A 16,239-nucleotide genomic window follows, 5' to 3' on the forward strand; every position below is an offset into this window, starting at 1 on the left:
AGACGAGATGTTTTAGCAATTTAAAAAGGTGTTTTGACACACTCTGGGCCACTTTGAGCCATTCGACATAACCATGTAGATCGTAGACAAAGCTTGTCTTCGCCACCAAAGGTCAGGTGATTGCCGAGCACGACCGGCGCATTAACTGCAGTCACGTCCCCGGCGAAACCATTTACGACCGGCGTCACTACCTGGCAGTTCTGCAGCGCAAACCTGGAGCGCTTCGCAATGGCGCACCCTTCGCCGAGTTTCCAGCCAGTTCCGCAAGTTGCAGGTGCTTTTGAAGCGTCCCGGCGGGGACCGCGGGATGGTCGAGGTCCTGGCGCTTGTCCTGCTGCACGACGAACAGATGGTGCTCGCAGCCTTCGAGCCGGCGTCCGAAGCCGGCGCCCCAAACAAGCGAACGGTGCTGAACATCCTGAGCCGGCTGATCGACAGCCCGCCTGTGCCGCCGCTGCGGACGCCGCGGGCCTTCCGCACTTGGAGGTTGAGCCCCGGCCAACGTGTGCCGCTACGGCCGTTTGAGGGGCCGGGAGGACACCTCACGCCGATTGATGAAATGCGAGGTCGCGTCGAAGGCTCCGCATTTTCCGACGTCGCCCATTTTCGGTTATTTGAAAAGGCTCTTCAGGTTTCCGAAAATTAAGTCAAGCTGCTGTGAACGCCGCGACTTCGCTTGTCAAGGCGTCGATCGCGCTGCGTACGCGTTGGGGCAGATGAGGCGTTGCCGGCCAGATCAAAGAGATGTTCGACACGATGGCGCCTGCGGCTGGGAGCACTTCCACGAGGTCACCGGCCCGAAGCCGATCACGTACTAGCCAGTGCGCCAGCCAGGCCAAGCCGAAACCCGCTGCGACAGCATCGGAGATTGCTTCGATATCGTTGAGGTTAAGCTTTGCCGGCGGTATGACGTAACAGGGCGAACTGCCCGTCCGTAGAAACGACCACGACTGAACCCGGCCACGCCGACCGTAAGCGATCGCTTGATGAGCCGCAAGATCGGCAAGTGTTTCCGGTGTGCCATTTTCCTCGAGATAGCGAGGTGATGCGCACACCAGCATGCGTTCTTTAGCAATCTCGCGGGTCATCAGGCCGGCGCTTTGTCCTGGAGGTCCATTGCGCACGCAGAGATCGAATCCGTCGTCGACAAGATCGACCAGCCGGTCGCTGAAATGCATATCCAGTTCGAGTTTCGGATGCGCCGCGGAGAGTCGCAAGAGAATCGGCGCGACACATCGGCGGCCGAACAGCACGGGCATCGATACGCGCAATCTGCCGCGAATCTCGGTGCGACCGGAGTCCATGAGATCCTGGCCGGCACGTAACTCGACGAGCGCGCGCTGGCAATACTCGTAAAACGATTGACCGTCTTCAGTGAGACTTTGCGTGCGGGTGGTCCGATGAAAAAGCCGCCCGCCGACGCGCTCTTCAAGGCGCGAGACTGCCTTTCCCACAGCGGAGCGTGACAGATTCAGACGACGCGCGGCGTCGGAAAAACTGCCGGCTTCCACCACGGCAACAAAAGCGGGAATGTCATTAAATTCTTCGGTCACGACTATCCTCTTTGTATCCTTTTGAGAATCAATATCGAGAAAACATATCCGCACTGTAGACTAAAAATCGACGATACGATAGATGATCGACTCAGATCAGCGAGTTCAAACGTCCCTTTGGAGAATTAACATGATCGATCGCCGGCATTTTCTGGGAGTCACGCTCGGCTCCTTTCTCGTTGCCAGGATGGCCGAGTCCGAACCGCTCCCTGCTTCAACACGGTTAAGCGAACTCGGTCCGGAGAATCAGACGCTCGTCGAGCGCACGGGTCTGTGGGACGTGATCGAGACGGTGTGGAGTTCGCCGTCAGCGCCGCCTAAGACAACGACTGGACTTGTCGCCGAGCGTCGTCTGATCGGCTCGATGCTGCAGGAGTTCCTATATCCCGCCAACGACCGCTCGGCGATCCTTCGGATTGATTATCTGAGTTTCAATCGGGTTGAAGGCCGGTGGGATTATGTATCGATGGATACTCGCGCCGCAGTCGGCATCATGCCGGCATGGAGCTTCGCGCGAGGCGATGCGGACAATATCACCCTCACGTTCGAGCCATTCGCCTTGCCTGGCGACGGCGAAGCAGTCTCTGGCCAGATGTTGCGAATGGACGAGGTCATCAGCCATCAGGGACTTGACCGGGACAGGAAAGACCAGCATTTCATCATGGCGGACGGAACCGGGATGGCATGGCTCGCGCATCAGTACTCGTACACGCGTCGGGAGCGGCAATAGGTTGCCCGCCGGGTGGTCGGGTTCCGCCGATCGCCGACAGGCAGGGGGCGGCCAATTTCAGTCGGTCACGAATGTCCGTTCATGAGCGGCAAGATTCGGGCTCGACCTTCTTCTTGTGTTGCTTGGCGCGATCAAATTTGAAGTGCAATACCTTCCTCGTGTAAGGTGCGCGCATGCAAGAAAGAACTCCTTATCAACAGCTTCAGCCTGAAGAGCGATGACGATTGCAAGCATGAAGCAGCAGGGTTCGAGTGTTCGGGCCATTGCCGAACACTCGGGCGCTCGGCATCAACCGTGAGCCGCGAGCTGACCAGAGCATTTCGTCTGCGTCAGTTGAGATCGGACCGAGGCCGAGCGCAGCGTGACGACGCTGTCACTTTCTTCGAGACATTGCCGCCGCTGGAGGTGGTCATGGAATCCTGCGGCAGCGCGCACCACCGGGCGCACACTGCAAGCGCTCGGACAACTGTGAGGCTGATCCCACCACAATGTTTCAAGCCGTTCGCGGTGACCTTCCTGCATCCCAAAAATTGACCCGACATATCCGGGGCGAGGGGCGTTCGCTCCGGCGCGATGCTCACGGCACAGACCGAAACGCTATAGCCGGCACGTTGGCGCTCACTATGCAGCGTGCATCACCATAGAAAGCGCTGTCGAAGTTGCCGGAACCATCCGCTTCCCAAACGTGGAAAAACCAGATTATGTAGTTGCAATTGTTAGACATTGGTAGCGACGGGGTAGTAATAAAATTCGCCCCTTGCACCTCGCGGGTGTGAGTATCAAACCAACCCGTTCCATCAGACCAAATGTAATCTGTAGATGAGTTCCACGGATAGACTGCGTCCGGTTGAGGGTTCCAGACGAGGTCAAATTGATCAACTTCAAAACCAGCGTATCCGCTGCTATGCGCCGCAAACCCGAAGCTCGAGCTATCAAGCCACCAAACGTCATAGTTTATGGAGGCTGTAGCAATTACTTTCTCAACGTTGTTCTGGGGGCGGAATGCTATCCCAACGCCAGCGGCCGCTTGAGAGAAACCCTCGAAACCACTTTCGTTTCCGGAATACGCGCCGCCACTCCACCCTGAAAGACTCGGATTTGCCCACGCCAGGACGCTACTGGAATTTACCCACCGAAATTGCACATCGTAAGGAGGAAATCTGTATCCAGATTCGGAGGCGATTTTTGGCCTAATCTCTGGAATGGACGATACAGTACTCTCTCGCTTTTGCTTTGCTTTGCTTTGCTTGGCGAGATATTATCTCCCGCATTCTTTGTATGCCGGCTACTGCACGCGCATCATCGGCGACAAGATCAAACAACGGCGCGCAAACCTGCCTTACCTGCTCAGCCATTTCTTTACGCTCTGCTGAGTGGTTAACTCGCTCTGTAGCAAGTCTACGTTGCAAGTCTATTGTAGTCCGGTGTATAACTTCCTCTGGTGGCACAGCATTCTTGCTGAAAATCACGGGGGTCTGTCGCGATTCTTGATCAGTGGGATTGCTTCGTTCCTGATTCATCATTAGTCCTTCCTGAGTCACGGGGAACCACGTCTACTGGCCAGACTCCAATCGTGCAGTAGCACACAACGTCACGGGCCGATAGAACAAGCTCTCTCCTCAAATTGTCTGTTTGAAACTGGGCAGTGCAGCCCTTGGAACAACCATATCGATCATTTCTATTATGTTGCGTTTGTGACAATATGCTTTAAACGCCGGCGCGATATAAGAGAGCAGTAAGCGCACGAAAGCGGTATGCCGTTCTTCGTTTTATAGATTACGGACTACCTAATGGAAAGGAAAATCTGAATAGCCCGGCTAATAGCTCTGAATTGTCGCAATTGCCGTAATTGCGGTATACAGTCATCTACTTAAAACAGTGGATACGACATTGTTAGTGAGATGATCACCCCGCCTTCCGCACTACGAGGCCATACGTCGCGGTGGTGTCGGACTTGGTGGCGGTTCGGACTGGGTGGTTCTAGGCTTCAACCAGCACGCGCCCGAAATCAAGCACTACTGGCTGGCCGACCACGCACATGTTTCCGCGACCACCGCGGCGGTTCCGGTCATGGACTTGTACGAGCGCAACTACCAGCTGGGCGACGGCGCTGTCGCGGCCAGGCTCAACGATGCCTTCTTCCACAACTTCCAGTGGGACCGGGGCTGCGCAGATCGGGCTCTCCCCAAGGCACAGTGATGACGCGACTGAAACTGCAAGGTCGCGTGCTTCGCTGTCTTTTCGCTTCGCTTGCGGCGCTGACTTCGCCGATGACTGCTTTACGGCGCTCAATATCGACGGCGCCATGTCCGCAGTGGGTCGGTTATCGCCTCTGGGTGGTCGGCGCAGACTGGCACTCCCTTCACTCGAAAGGAGATCGTCATTGAAGCGACTACCGTTGCCAGCGCGGCACGTGTGCCTTGGAACAAAGGCAAGTTAACAGGGCAGAAGCCGCCGCTGAAACTGAAAGAGATCTGGGCGATCCGGATTCGTTTGCAACGGGCAGCAAGAACACGCGATCTTGCGATGTTCAACCTGGCCATCGACAGCAAGTTGAGAGCGTGCGATCTGACCAAACTGCGAGTGCGTGACATCTGCCTTGGTCAGCGCGTTGCGTCACGGGCAACGGTGATGCAGCAGAAGACGCAACGGCCGGTTCAGTTCGAAATCACCGAGCTAACCCGAGATAGTGCGGAGGCCTGGATCAAGGTAGCGAGATTGTCGCCTCCCGACTTTCTATTCCCGAGCCGGATTCACGGGTCGCCACACCTTTCGACGCGTCAATACGCCCGCCTGGTGCATCGCTGGATAGGGTCGATCGGGCTTGACGATACGGCATACGGGACGCACACGATGCGTCGAACCAAAGCATCGCTGGTTTACCGCCGCACGAAAAACCTGCGGGCGGTACAACTGCTACTCGGTCATACGATTGGAAAGTACAGTGCGATACCTCGGCATCGAAGTCGACGATGCGCTCGAGATGGCAGAACAGACTGAGGTTTGAGCCACGGTCGGCCGGACAGTAATCGGTCGCTGTCCGGCCACAAGCGGCCTTTCGACACTGCCGCGAGGATCGACGACAATTAGCACGTTCACACCGGTAAAATTCCGATATGGCAAACCTTCTCGACTACGGTTCGACCTGGAGCAAAACTGCAAAATATCTGCGCGAGGCCAGGGCCAACCTTTCCGAAAGTGCGGAGGGAGTCTGTGCGGACGAAATTGTCGAATTCGAAGAGTACTTGAGTCACAACGAATTCGAGTTGGCTTTAGATGCGCTCGAGGTGGCGTTCGACAAAGGCGATGCTGCTAATTGGCGCGTTCTTGAATATATGGGTATGGCAGCATTTAGCATGCAGCTGTTTGATAGACAGCGACGGTACGATGATCGACTAACGCAGGCGCGAGGTTGGCCGTACAAAACCCCTGTGCCACGATAGATCACCGCAATTCGAATGGCTGCTATCTGGCAACTTGGCCGTCCCTATACAGGGTCGGTTAGAGTCTGTCGCATCGTACCGCCACAGCGGCCGCGGGCGCGCCATGACAACCCTCGTCGCGAATAAAGAAGCAACGGTCGACTCCGGAGAGAAGAATCAGACGCCTTTCAGCGCGGCGCGCACAAACGAGACGAACCGTGATGTAACTGGATTTTTCTGCGCATCCGCCCACACAAGCCCTACGCGCCACTTCGCGCACCTTCCGCGAAGCGGCAGGACGGTAGCGTCCCGAAGCAGATGTTGCGCACGCGAGGGAACGAAGGCGACGCCGACTCCGGCAGCAACAGATGCCAGGACGGACTGCACATCATCAGCCTGTTGTGTCACGTTCGGTACAAAGCCCTGTTCGCGACACCAGCCGTCGACTTGAGCGGCGAGCCCGGGCCCGCGCGCACGCCGCAAGGCGAGGAAACCCATTTCATTCAGCTTGCCAAAATCGGAGGGAAGACGCACGCGCTCCAGGCATGGAGGTAACGCCAGCGCCAGTGTCTCGTCGATTACGCGAAGAGACGAGAGGCCGTCGATCGTGGGCACCCGCATAAAGCCCACATCCAGCTTCCTCGCCAAAAGGCGGCGGGTTTGCTCAGCAGAAGACAGGTCGCTCAGCGAGATGGCAATTCCCGGATACTGCTGACGGAAGTCAGCAATGATCTGCGGCGCGATCGTCAGCACGGACAGACAAATGCCGATCCGCAGATGCCCACGCCTGCCACTGCCCGCCTCTCGCGCACGCGCGAGAATCTCGTCTGCGTCATAAACGAGCGCTTGCGCATCGGGCAGGAAAATTTCGCCGAACCGCGTCAACTCCGCGCCATGCCGCCCCCGTTCGAACAGCTTCGCGCCCAGGCTCGCCTCCAGCGCGCCAACCTGTTTGCTCAACGCCGGCTGGCTCAAGTGCAGAGCGTCCGCCGCGCGCCCGAAATGACGCAGCTCGACGACCGACAAAAACGCTCTCAGCAGTTTCAGTTCCATTCCGTGTAGTTATCGTTTTGATCAAATCATTCATTTTACTAATCGACGATCGAGTTGTTCAATACGGATATGTCTTTCAACACGCGATTACCCATGGACTCATCAAACCCTAAGCGTCGTGCACACCGGATGGGCCTCACAGATGTCCCGGTTGACGACCACGCCGGCAATGCTGAACCAGCGCCGGCACCTTTAGCTGGTCGGGAGCGCCGCCCTCGTTTCGCTGGTGTATCTTCGGCAGACGATGGCCACGTTCAGGCGGGCGCGATCGCCGTGAGCTTCGCCGTCGTCTCTCGCCGACGATGGCCGCGCTGAACCAGGCCGCGGTTCATTTCAGCCGACGCGATCGAGCATAGACATTAACAGCGGGGATGAAGGCACACAGGCTATGGCCGGGTGCGGCCAACAGGAGACATTCGACACGGGCGGCGGAATCGCTGACAACCTCGATCACAACTCCTTCAATTTGCCGAACGCAGCACAATGACAGAAGACACTAACGATATCTCGGTGCTCGTCCGTGAGTTTTGGACGCTCATGGGTTCAAACGACTTTGCATCCGTGCAGGCGGTGTTAGGTGAGCAATTCATCCTTGAATGGCCCCAGTCGAACGAACGCATCCGTGGTGCCGCGCGGTTCGCACAGATGAACTCAGAGTACCCGGCGCAGGGTCCGTGGCGCTTCTCAGTGAACAGAGTCGTGGCTAACACGGTTAGTGAAGCAGTATCCGATGTGACGGTTACCGATGGGTCTATGACCGCGCGAGCCGTTTCGTTTTTCTCAGTCGAAGCCGGAAAAATCACTCGCATCGTTGAATATTGGCCGGAGTCATATGCTGCCCCCTCCAATCGTGCACATCTTGTCGAACGCATCGAGTAGGTGACCGCGTATCGCCGGCGCTGTGCCGGCTAGACCACCGCCGCGAATCGGCCAGGTAGAGTCACTCCAATCGGATTGGCGACCGTCGGCTCATCAGTTGACATTAGACGCTCAGCGACCTCGCGACGCCCGCGCGAGGTCGCCCGCGATTGTTGCGGCGCGGGAGCCAGCATAGACGATATAGTTGGGGCACTTTCTTGCGATCTAATAAGTATCGGAGAACCCGCACTAGGCAGAGGCCAGGTCAAAGACAGCGCTGTGCTTCGAGCGCCTCATGATTTTCTCCGACGCATTGGACGGCTGTAGCAGCACTCACACCCCCTCATATCCCGACAATAGAGGCGATTCAATCAGCGGCGCTGTATAGGAACCGGTTCTGTGACGGATCTTTCCAGCAAGGCTCGAATTCCCGTCCGGGCGTCGCTCGAAACGGCCGCGTACCCAAGAATAGCGATCATTGCCTCCAATTCCTTTAGCCGAATGGACGAAATAGCCAGAAATTCTAGTTGAGCATCTCTATCTTCCGTTTGACTATACCCGAATACGAGGGAGCCATCTGGATTGGGACGCAGCGTCATTCGCTGCGGGCCACCGGCTTCGCCAGAGATGGCAAAGAATCGAGCAAGCGCGGCTAGGTATGCCGTCCAACGATGGGCGACCATGACGGAAATCCGCACGATCCAGACCATGCAAACTGACGCTGTTGCCCCGGCCGCCTACGCAAGGCGATTCGACGCTGTTCTCGTCTACATCGATGCCAACCTCGATGGCGATCTGTCTGTGGACGCGCTGAGCCGCATCGCGCATTTCTCGAAGTTCCATTTTCATCGGCAGTTTGCTGCCTACACCGGCGTTCCGGTAGCTCGTTATGTGCAACTGATGCGCCTACGACTGGCTGCCCGGCGCCTTGCGTCACGCAACGGCTGCTCGGTCTTCGACGCTGCGCTCGACGCCGGCTTTGACAGCCCGGAAGCATTTAGCCGAGCGTTCAAGCGCGTCTTCGGCATAGCCCCGAGTTCATTTCGACGGCAGCCAAACTGGCAGGTCTGGAGCGCTTCGTTCGTCATCCCGTACCTTTCAAGGACACTGACCATGCAGGTGAGAATCGTCGCCTTTCCCGAAACCCGTGTCGCCGCGCTCGAACACCGTGGGCCGATCGGACATATCAACGCAAGCGTGCGCAAGTTCATCGGCTGGCGCATACAAAGCGAGCAATCTCCAGTGTCGTCGAGGCGGACCTTCGGTATCCCGCGCAGCAACCCGGACACAACGCCGCCCGACGAATTCCGTTTCGACATCTGCGGCGAGATCGACGGGCCGGTCGCGTCGAATGCCGATTGCGTTCGCGAACTCGTGATCCCGGGCGGCCGATGCGCGGTGGTCCGGCACGTGGGATCGACCGACCATATCGGCGAAACGATCTACCCGATCTACCGCGACTGGCTTCCCGCAAGTGGGGAGGAACTGCGCGATCACCCCTTGTTCTTCCACTACCTCAGCGTCTATCCGGACACGCCGCAGGATCAATGGCAGACCGACATCTACGTGCCGCTTGCGTGACAAGGCGACGCTGACATGATCATCATCGCGGTCGCCCTACTCGTTGTTCTCGCCACTATCGCGCTGGCGCTTGTATTCGGCGGTCCACGGCGCCCGGCGCCGATGTCCAGCATCAGTGCGCCGTTTGCGCAGGTCGACTTTTCCGATCTGCCGGAGCTGTCGACGTTCCGGGCCGAGGACGGTCAGGCGCTGGCGTACCGGCAATATCGACCCTGCACGGATACGGGCAGCGGCAGTGTCCTGCTCGTCCACGGTTCATCGGCGGGCAGCGCCAGCATGCACCTGCTCGCGAAAGCGATGGCCGCGGCCGGTTTCGCGGTCTACGCGCTGGACATGCGCGGACATGGCGCATCCGGGCAAAGGGGGCACATCGACCGCATCGGCCGCCTGGAATTGGATCTGGAGGCATTCGTGCACGAGGTACGCCCGCCCCGGCCATCGACGCTCGTCGGCTTTTCGGCGGGCGCTGGTTTCGCACTGCGCGTCGCGGGCGGCGCCGATCAGAAGCTCTTCGACCGTTACTTGCTGCTGGCGCCGTTCATCGGCGATCAGGCACCTACGCAGCGCCCGCGCAACGGTGGATGGACTGAAGTAGGTCTGCCGCGCATCTTCGCCATCATGCTGCTGAACACATTGGGATTTCGCCTCGCCAACGCAATGACCGTCGTCCGCTTCGCTCTGAGCGACGAGGCCAGCGTCTCGCTCACCCCGCAATACGACTTCAACCTTGCGAGCAATTTTCGCCCACCGCGCGACTACATCGACACGATCCGACGCGCACGGCAACCTTGCGCGGTCATGGCTGGATTAGCCGACGAAGTATTTAGGAGCGAGCAGATCGAACGTATCGTTCGCAAAGCAGGGCAGGATTGGCGGGTCACGTTGATCCCGAACGTCGGGCACGTTCAGCTCACACTTGAACCGTCGGCTATCGCAGCGGTGGTTAGCCAACTGCATAACCCATGGTAGACGTAGCGCATTGCACAGCTGCACGTCGATTCCCTGATGGCTGGCCTTATCTCCAAGGTGTCCGCGTACACCGGACGAAGTAACTGACGTTCGGGTCTTGAGGGCTACCTGCGTCCGCTGGGTAGCTTTCAGTCGACAAATCGCAGGCTTGTCGTGCGGCGAACTGCTTTGGCGGAGATTGTGCCGGCCTCCGCGAGCACACGGATGACCGTTGGACCTTGGAAGCCGTCGTTGAGGACGTATCGGATCGAACGGCGGTTGAGGGTTGCGTGCGGCCCATCGCGAATGACCGAACAGCATCAACCAGCTGACATTCGACTCATTCGATGCTTCCCACAAACCTTTCAGCCAACCGCTCGCGCTCGAACGCCTCGACAATGAAGTCGACAAACACTCGAGTTTTCGCCGGCAGCAGCGCTCGCGTCGCGTAATAGATCGAAATCGCCCCGGCGTCCGCGTACCAGCGCGGTAGCAGTCGTACGAGTTGCCCCCGTTCGATCGAGGACAGCACGTCTGACACGGACAGCAGCGCGACGCCCAGTCCGAGAATCGCAGCTTCACGCATCGCTGCCGGGTCGTTGACCATGATGGTCTCGCTGAGCCGCGCGGGCATCTCGTCGCCCACTGTGTTGCGCATCGTCCGATGGCGCACGCGGCCGGTGCGGCTCGAGCGCATCACGATGCCGTCGAGTTCCGCAAGATTTCCGGGATCGGTCGGTGGTACGCAGCCGGCCATGTAGGCCGGAGACGCCACCGCCACCAGATGCGCAGGTGCCAATGCGCGCGACACGACGCCCGGTGCGAGATCGAATCCACCACCCAGCGCTGCATCGTATCCCTCTGCAATCAGGTCGACCTGTCGGTTCTCGAAGTGCCAATCCGGACGAATCATCGGATAGCGGGCGAGGAACACCGGCAGCAGCGGCATTACGTACGTAATGCCAAACGTCGGCGCCATGCTGACTTTCAGCACGCCAGCCGGCTCGCTGCGATCGGTCGAGACGGACGCGATCGCTGCCTGCAGCGCGTCCAGATTGCCGCCAATTTCCACTAGAAAGCGCTCGCCCGCCTCGGTCAGCGTGAGCTTGCGCGTCGAGCGTTGGAACAGTCGCGCTCCAAGATTGCGTTCTAGCAGCGCAACGTTTCGACTGACCGCAGCGGGCGTCAGCGCAAGACGCCGCGCGGCCGCGGAGAAGCTGCCCGTTTCGGCGCTGCGTACGAACGACTCGAGATTGGCGAGGGTTTCCATGCGGGAATCTTAAAGCATTGATTGAAAATAATTCAAGCAATTACTGGCTAATCATCGAGCAATTAAGACGGCAACATTCGCTCATCCAGCCTTGGGGAGTGAACGTCACATGTCCTTCCCCTGGCCGGCACCCACGGCGGCTTTACCACTTGATTCATCACCCTTCACAAGGAGCATCGTTATGAGCACCATCGGTATTATCGGAGCAGGCGCCATCGGGTCGGCGTTCGCGAAAGCGCTGGCGAGCAAAGGCCTCGAAGCCATCATTGCGAACAGCCGAGGCCCGGCCTCACTCGCGGACCTTGCGCGCGAGCTCGGCCCCTCGATCACGCCGGGAACGCGCGAACAAGCGGCCGCGCAGGACATCGTCCTCGTCGCAGTGAACTGGTCGAAGCTGCCGGCCGCCCTAGCCGGGCTGCCGGACTTCGGCGGACGCATCGTGATTGACGCGAACAACCCGATCGAAGCGCCGCTGTTCGAACCAGCCGAATTGCATGGCCGGACGTCGAGTGAAGCATTCGCGGACCTCGTGCCGGGCGCACGCGTCGTGAAAGCGTTCAATCATCTGCCCGCGCACCTCATCTCCGACGATCCACAGGCCGAGGGCGGACACCGCGTGTTGTTCTTCGCGGGAGACGACGCGCATGCGAAATCGGCTGTGAGCGGACTGATTGAGCGGCTCGGCTTCTTCGGCATCGAACTGGGTTCGCTCGAAGGCGGGGGGCGGCTAGTTCAAATCCCGGGCGGCCCGTTGCCGGTGCTTAATCTCGTCAAATTGGGATAGCCAATGAAAGGCGCGGTACACAGCGCCTTTCACACAAAAACTCAAGCACTCCCCACGAGTGGCCGCTCCGGTCCCGCGAACGGCCATCCCTGTACCGAGTTCGCGTAAGACCGGGTCGAACTGCGGCAGTTCGACATCGGACCGATGTCCGGCCAGGAGCCGCCGTTCACATGCGTTGTCGGTCGGACGTTCATGCGTCGGCTTCACCCCGTAACCGGCCATCCGATTGACAAAGACAAACGCTCCTTCATCGGCCGAAACGGCCGCTCCGTTAGTGCAGTGGGAATGTCCCTTAATAAGGACGAAGCGGCCAAGGCCGTTGTCACGGCATCGCAGTGTTCGTAGTTGCTCCAGTGCAGCGTGCCGGAGTGGTATCGAACATGGTTGTTTCTGTTCGCGGCCTCATGCTTCAGTCTCGTAAAGCAGACCGTAGCTTCCGCTCGTTCGCTTGATTCGCGCGAAGCCGAGTTCCCCCAAATGCATACCGGCGATCAAAAGTCCCTCCGAACTGACCAGATCCAGAAGCCGTGATCGTGTGGTGGCTGCCAGGGAAGGGTCTTGATCGAATGCAATCGATACGTCTGGCCGTTTAATCTGGACGTGAGGAAAATGAACAATATCTCCCCAAACAAGCAGGCCCTGATCATGGGATTCGAGAAGATATCCGGAGTGTCCATCTGTGTGTCCCGGTAGTGACATAGCTCTGATACCGGGAAGCACTTCCCCCTCATCGAAAGTACGGAGCTTGTCGCGGTAGCCGTCGAACACTTGACGCGCTATCAGGAAGTTACCGCGGGCACGCTCGCTGGCACGACTTAGATTTCCGTCATCCTGCCAAAATTCGATCTCTCGCTGGTGAGCAACAAGCTCCGCATTCGGAAAGGTAATTTGTCCGGCTGTGTCCACTAGCCCTCCGACATGGTCGGGATGGGCGTGTGTGAGCAGGATTGTGTCGATCTCGGATGGTTCGACACCAGCAAGCGATAAATTAGTTCTCAGGCGGCCGCCCCATTGCTTGATGCCTCCAGCCCCACCGTCGATGAGAATTGTGCGGCCCGCTCCGCGTACCACGTAGCAGTTGATATGCACGGCGGAAGGCTCCTTCTGCCCTGCATCACTTTGCATTTTGGAGGCCTCGGACGGGTCGATATTCGAGAGGAAGTCCAGGCTAGCGGTGAGGTAGCCGTCGCTGATTGCGGTGATTGTGAAATCCCCGGCTCGCTGACTTGGAAAGGTAAAGGTGGACACAATTCTTCTCCAGAAGACTTCCTAATTTCGGGCGTGAATGTTCGACGCGGCATAACCAAAACAACGGATGCGCGCCGTGAGACCAGTGCAGCGCGCGATGGCGTTGTCCAAGGCTTCCATGAACTGGTTCATTACCGAGGGCGTGCGAAACGTCTCAAGGCGATATTGGACTTCCGCGAAGACGGGATGTCCGTGCCCATGCCGAACGTCGACATAGATGACATGAACGTTTTTGAGTGCCGCTTCAAGGACACTCGTACAGAGTTTGATGCAGTCGCAGGAAAGCTCGGCAAGCCTCTCATCAGACGGCATTTGCCCCGTAGGAATATAGAAAGTGACATTGGGCATCGCGGACCTACTTTTCCTGTTCGGTCGAAACGGTGCGGGAGCTTGTCAGTTGTTCCGTCATCGGTGAGTAGAGGTGGACGCCTTCAGACATGCTCTCGACAAGCTGAGCGGTTCGCTGAGGCAGTCTTGCGAGCCAACGGCGTTCCGGAAACATCTCCAGCGCAACTGCTCGCATGGCCAACGGTGTGAGGCCCATCTGGATCAGAGGTTCGGGGCAGCGTGCACAAAGCACGAGGAGTTCGTCTGCATTTACCGCAGGCGCAAGGTCGATATCGCTGTAGAGATTTCGGTGCCAGTCGGTGATGTGTTGCTGCCACCTTGCGAAATTGCCGCCGCCTTTCTGGCGATATTCCTCTCCCGTCAGGACATCGAGACCGTCGATCGTGTGGACGGCAAGGTAGACCGGGCAACCATCGCTTAACGACTTAAAGCGCTGCGACGTGTGAAAACCGGTAACCGAGATGAGGGCGGGCAGTTTCTCAAGGCTGTAGAAGTCGTTCCATTCGGCTTCGCTGCTGAGATCGGCGAAGCTGCATTCCACGGTGTAGATCATCAGATTATCCTTCGTGGCGCGTAAGCAGATTGCTGCAAACGATCCATGTTCATTGCGGTAACGTAATGCTAATCTGAGATTTTCGGCGTATATAACGATATAAAGTCAGCCTTCAGTGACGTTTACTCAAGCTGGCGTCGAACGCATATCAATCGGCGAGACCCCAATGCGACGTAGGATCCCAAGCAATTCCGCGCTCCAGGCTTTTGAGGCCGCGGCTCGACACGGCAGCTTCGCCCGCGCGGCCGAAGAACTAGCGCTGACCGAGGGCGCCGTCAGTCGTCAGATCGGTCGACTGGAGGCATTTTTGGGTGTCGCGCTGTTCGAGCGCGTTGGAAATCGGGTACGGCTTGCGCCCAACGGCACGCGATACGCGGTGCAGGTTCGCGAGATTCTGGATCGGCTGGAACGGGACAGCCTATATCTGATGGGACAGCCCATCGAGGGCGCGAGCATTGATATCGCCGCGATTCCGACCTTCGCCACCCGTTGGCTTATCCCTCGGCTGAAACGCTTTCAAAATAAGCATCCGAACATCACCGTGCATATCGCCGAACGTATGGAACCCTTCATCCTTGCGGGTAGCGGTTTTGACGCAGCAATCCATTTTGAGCATCCAGCATGGGCGGGGATGCGTCTACATCACCTGCTGGAGGAGGTGCTTGTGCCCGTCTGTAGTCCGGCGCTCCTCGCAGACGCCGATGCGAACATATCGCTAGATGAGTTGCCACGCCTTCACAGGCGACAAAATCCGGACGCGTGGCAGCTTTATGCACAAGAGGCCGGCATCGTGCTGACCAATTCGGCGGTTGGCGCACGTTACGATCTCCATTCCATGCTGATAGAGGCGGCGCTAGCCGGCTTGGGTGTTGCATTGGTGCCGCGTCTTTACATTGGGGCAGAGCTTGAACAAGGCCGTTTGGTCGCACCTTGGCCGGACGGCAAAGCGATTACCAAAAACTTCTGTCTCGTTCTTCCTGAGCCGATCGAGTTGAGTGAAGGGCCACTACAAGCATTTGCGAAATGGATTCTTCACGAAGCCCGGGGCTTAACGCCTTAAAGCAGCGCCTGACGCTCATCACAAAATTGCCATCCTGCAGAGTTGCCATCGCCAAGCGGTCGTCTCGCTTCGAACTGACCGTCGCGAGTCGACGAACGGCCGTTGTACCTCGAAAGCAGACATGGCGACTGGGTGAGCCCGAACGGCGGCAGCGGGTCGACTTTTGCCCGACGCGGATCGATCAATGGCGGCCCGCTTCGCCAACTCAACGTCGGACTGGGTTCGGGCCAGAAGCGGCCACTAAAAAAGTGGTACGTGTAATTAATTAAATTATCGTTAGAAGAGCAATATGACCATTCCTTTCTCAGGCGGGTGTGCATGCGGATCGATCCGCTATACAGGTGTGCGGGAGCCCGTAGCCATGATCAACTGCCATTGCAGAGACTGTCAGCTCTCAAGTGGAGCTCCTTTCGCGTCAGGCATCATCGTCAAGACTGCCGACCTTGAGATCCGTGGTACGCCGAAAACCTACGCAGTTCGTGCAAGCAGTGGTGGTCTCACAACTCGCAGTTTCTGCCCTGACTGTGGCACTCCCTTGTTCACGCAAAGCGAAGCTTATTCACAAGTCACTTCTATCCGATTTCCTTCGCTGGACGACACCTCGTACTTCAAGCCAATGCTAGACATATATACCGCTAGTGCGCAACAGTGGGTTTGCCTTGATCAAACAATTCCTCACTTTCCTCATTCGCCCCAGCAGTCCAATGAACACGATGCCTGACTAGGGTTTCTAATGAACGGCCTTAGGTCCTAGTCCAATAGTGAATTTCAACGTTATCTTGCCAGGGTCTGCTTAGGGTCGATTCTGTTGAAAAAGTCGCATTTATGCAG

15 protein-coding genes and 2 pseudogenes are annotated in these 16,239 nt (G+C 58.0%); 11 read left to right on the forward strand and 6 right to left on the reverse strand.

Going from position 1 to position 16,239, the window contains the following annotated elements:
• Positions 1-89: 89 nt before the first annotated feature.
• Positions 90-478, forward strand: a pseudogene (locus EOS_RS48190) (IS21 family transposase); the annotation flags it as partial.
• A 169-nt stretch (positions 479-647) separates the two neighbouring features.
• On the opposite strand, the gene EOS_RS20785 reads toward EOS_RS48190, so the two are convergent.
• Positions 648-1,553 carry a LysR family transcriptional regulator gene (locus EOS_RS20785; RefSeq protein ID WP_047848584.1) on the reverse strand — a complete coding sequence of 302 codons (906 nt, stop codon included), beginning with the start codon at positions 1,551-1,553 and terminating at the stop codon, positions 648-650.
• Positions 1,554-1,683: 130 nt separating this feature from the next.
• Here EOS_RS20785 and EOS_RS20790 point away from each other — a divergent pair, with 130 nt between their 5' ends.
• The 4 genes and pseudogenes from EOS_RS20790 (at position 1,684) to EOS_RS20805 (ending at position 5,726) form a co-directional block, all read left to right on the forward strand.
• On the forward strand, positions 1,684-2,283 hold the full coding sequence (locus EOS_RS20790; protein ID WP_047848585.1) for a hypothetical protein: 600 nt from the start codon (positions 1,684-1,686) through the stop codon (positions 2,281-2,283).
• Between the two features lie 1,974 nt (positions 2,284-4,257).
• The gene (locus EOS_RS20795; RefSeq protein ID WP_053063992.1) at positions 4,258-4,482 is read left to right on the forward strand and encodes a hypothetical protein; all 225 of its coding nucleotides are present in this window, start codon (positions 4,258-4,260) and stop codon (positions 4,480-4,482) included.
• Positions 4,483-4,665: 183 nt separating this feature from the next.
• Positions 4,666-5,290: pseudogene (locus tag EOS_RS20800) on the forward strand (tyrosine-type recombinase/integrase).
• Between the two features lie 109 nt (positions 5,291-5,399).
• Complete coding sequence (locus EOS_RS20805) at positions 5,400-5,726, forward strand: hypothetical protein (protein WP_047848586.1); 327 nt, start codon at positions 5,400-5,402, stop codon at positions 5,724-5,726.
• Between the two features lie 156 nt (positions 5,727-5,882).
• Here the strand turns inward: EOS_RS20805 and EOS_RS20810 are convergent, their stop codons facing one another.
• Positions 5,883-6,758, reverse strand: coding sequence for a LysR family transcriptional regulator (locus EOS_RS20810; protein WP_047848587.1), 876 nt, complete (start codon positions 6,756-6,758; stop codon positions 5,883-5,885).
• 483 nt (positions 6,759-7,241) lie between these two features.
• Here EOS_RS20810 and EOS_RS20815 point away from each other — a divergent pair, with 483 nt between their 5' ends.
• The 3 genes from EOS_RS20815 to EOS_RS20830 all read left to right on the forward strand — a co-directional run bounded on the left by EOS_RS20815 (position 7,242) and on the right by EOS_RS20830 (position 10,166).
• Positions 7,242-7,637 (forward strand): nuclear transport factor 2 family protein, encoded by a 396-nt coding sequence (locus tag EOS_RS20815; RefSeq protein WP_047848588.1) that lies wholly within the window; start codon positions 7,242-7,244, stop codon positions 7,635-7,637.
• Between the two features lie 660 nt (positions 7,638-8,297).
• Positions 8,298-9,197: an AraC family transcriptional regulator gene (locus EOS_RS20825; protein ID WP_235442897.1), complete on the forward strand. Its 900-nt coding sequence runs from the start codon at positions 8,298-8,300 to the stop codon at positions 9,195-9,197.
• A 15-nt stretch (positions 9,198-9,212) separates the two neighbouring features.
• A complete protein-coding gene (locus EOS_RS20830; RefSeq protein WP_047848590.1) occupies positions 9,213-10,166 on the forward strand; it encodes an alpha/beta hydrolase in 954 nt (317 codons plus the stop codon).
• A 319-nt stretch (positions 10,167-10,485) separates the two neighbouring features.
• Here the strand turns inward: EOS_RS20830 and EOS_RS20835 are convergent, their stop codons facing one another.
• Positions 10,486-11,415, reverse strand: coding sequence for a LysR family transcriptional regulator (locus EOS_RS20835; protein WP_047848591.1), 930 nt, complete (start codon positions 11,413-11,415; stop codon positions 10,486-10,488).
• A gap of 181 nt (positions 11,416-11,596) precedes the next feature.
• Between EOS_RS20835 and EOS_RS20840 the strand changes: the two genes are divergently transcribed.
• Positions 11,597-12,199 (forward strand): NADPH-dependent F420 reductase, encoded by a 603-nt coding sequence (locus tag EOS_RS20840; protein ID WP_047848592.1) that lies wholly within the window; start codon positions 11,597-11,599, stop codon positions 12,197-12,199.
• Between the two features lie 402 nt (positions 12,200-12,601).
• On the opposite strand, the gene EOS_RS20845 is transcribed toward EOS_RS20840, so the two are convergent.
• Genes EOS_RS20845 through EOS_RS20855 form a run of 3 tightly spaced genes read right to left on the reverse strand, consistent with a single transcriptional unit; the run spans position 12,602 to position 14,348 of the window.
• Positions 12,602-13,447: an MBL fold metallo-hydrolase gene (locus EOS_RS20845; protein ID WP_047848593.1), complete on the reverse strand. Its 846-nt coding sequence runs from the start codon at positions 13,445-13,447 to the stop codon at positions 12,602-12,604.
• A 21-nt stretch (positions 13,448-13,468) separates the two neighbouring features.
• Positions 13,469-13,795: a hypothetical protein gene (locus EOS_RS20850; protein ID WP_047848594.1), complete on the reverse strand. Its 327-nt coding sequence runs from the start codon at positions 13,793-13,795 to the stop codon at positions 13,469-13,471.
• Positions 13,796-13,802: 7 nt separating this feature from the next.
• Positions 13,803-14,348, reverse strand: coding sequence for a hypothetical protein (locus EOS_RS20855; RefSeq protein WP_047848595.1), 546 nt, complete (start codon positions 14,346-14,348; stop codon positions 13,803-13,805).
• A gap of 166 nt (positions 14,349-14,514) precedes the next feature.
• On the opposite strand from EOS_RS20855, the gene EOS_RS20860 reads away from it, so the two are divergent.
• Both EOS_RS20860 and EOS_RS49305 read left to right on the forward strand, forming a co-directional pair.
• Positions 14,515-15,408: a LysR substrate-binding domain-containing protein gene (locus EOS_RS20860; RefSeq protein ID WP_047848596.1), complete on the forward strand. Its 894-nt coding sequence runs from the start codon at positions 14,515-14,517 to the stop codon at positions 15,406-15,408.
• A 289-nt stretch (positions 15,409-15,697) separates the two neighbouring features.
• Entirely contained in the window at positions 15,698-16,129 is a 432-nt protein-coding gene (locus tag EOS_RS49305; protein ID WP_075645379.1) for a GFA family protein, read from the forward strand.
• Positions 16,130-16,239: the final 110 nt, after the last annotated feature.

The sequence above is a fragment of the Caballeronia mineralivorans PML1(12) genome (assembly GCF_001028175.1).
Lineage (GTDB): Bacteria > Pseudomonadota > Gammaproteobacteria > Burkholderiales > Burkholderiaceae > Caballeronia > Caballeronia mineralivorans.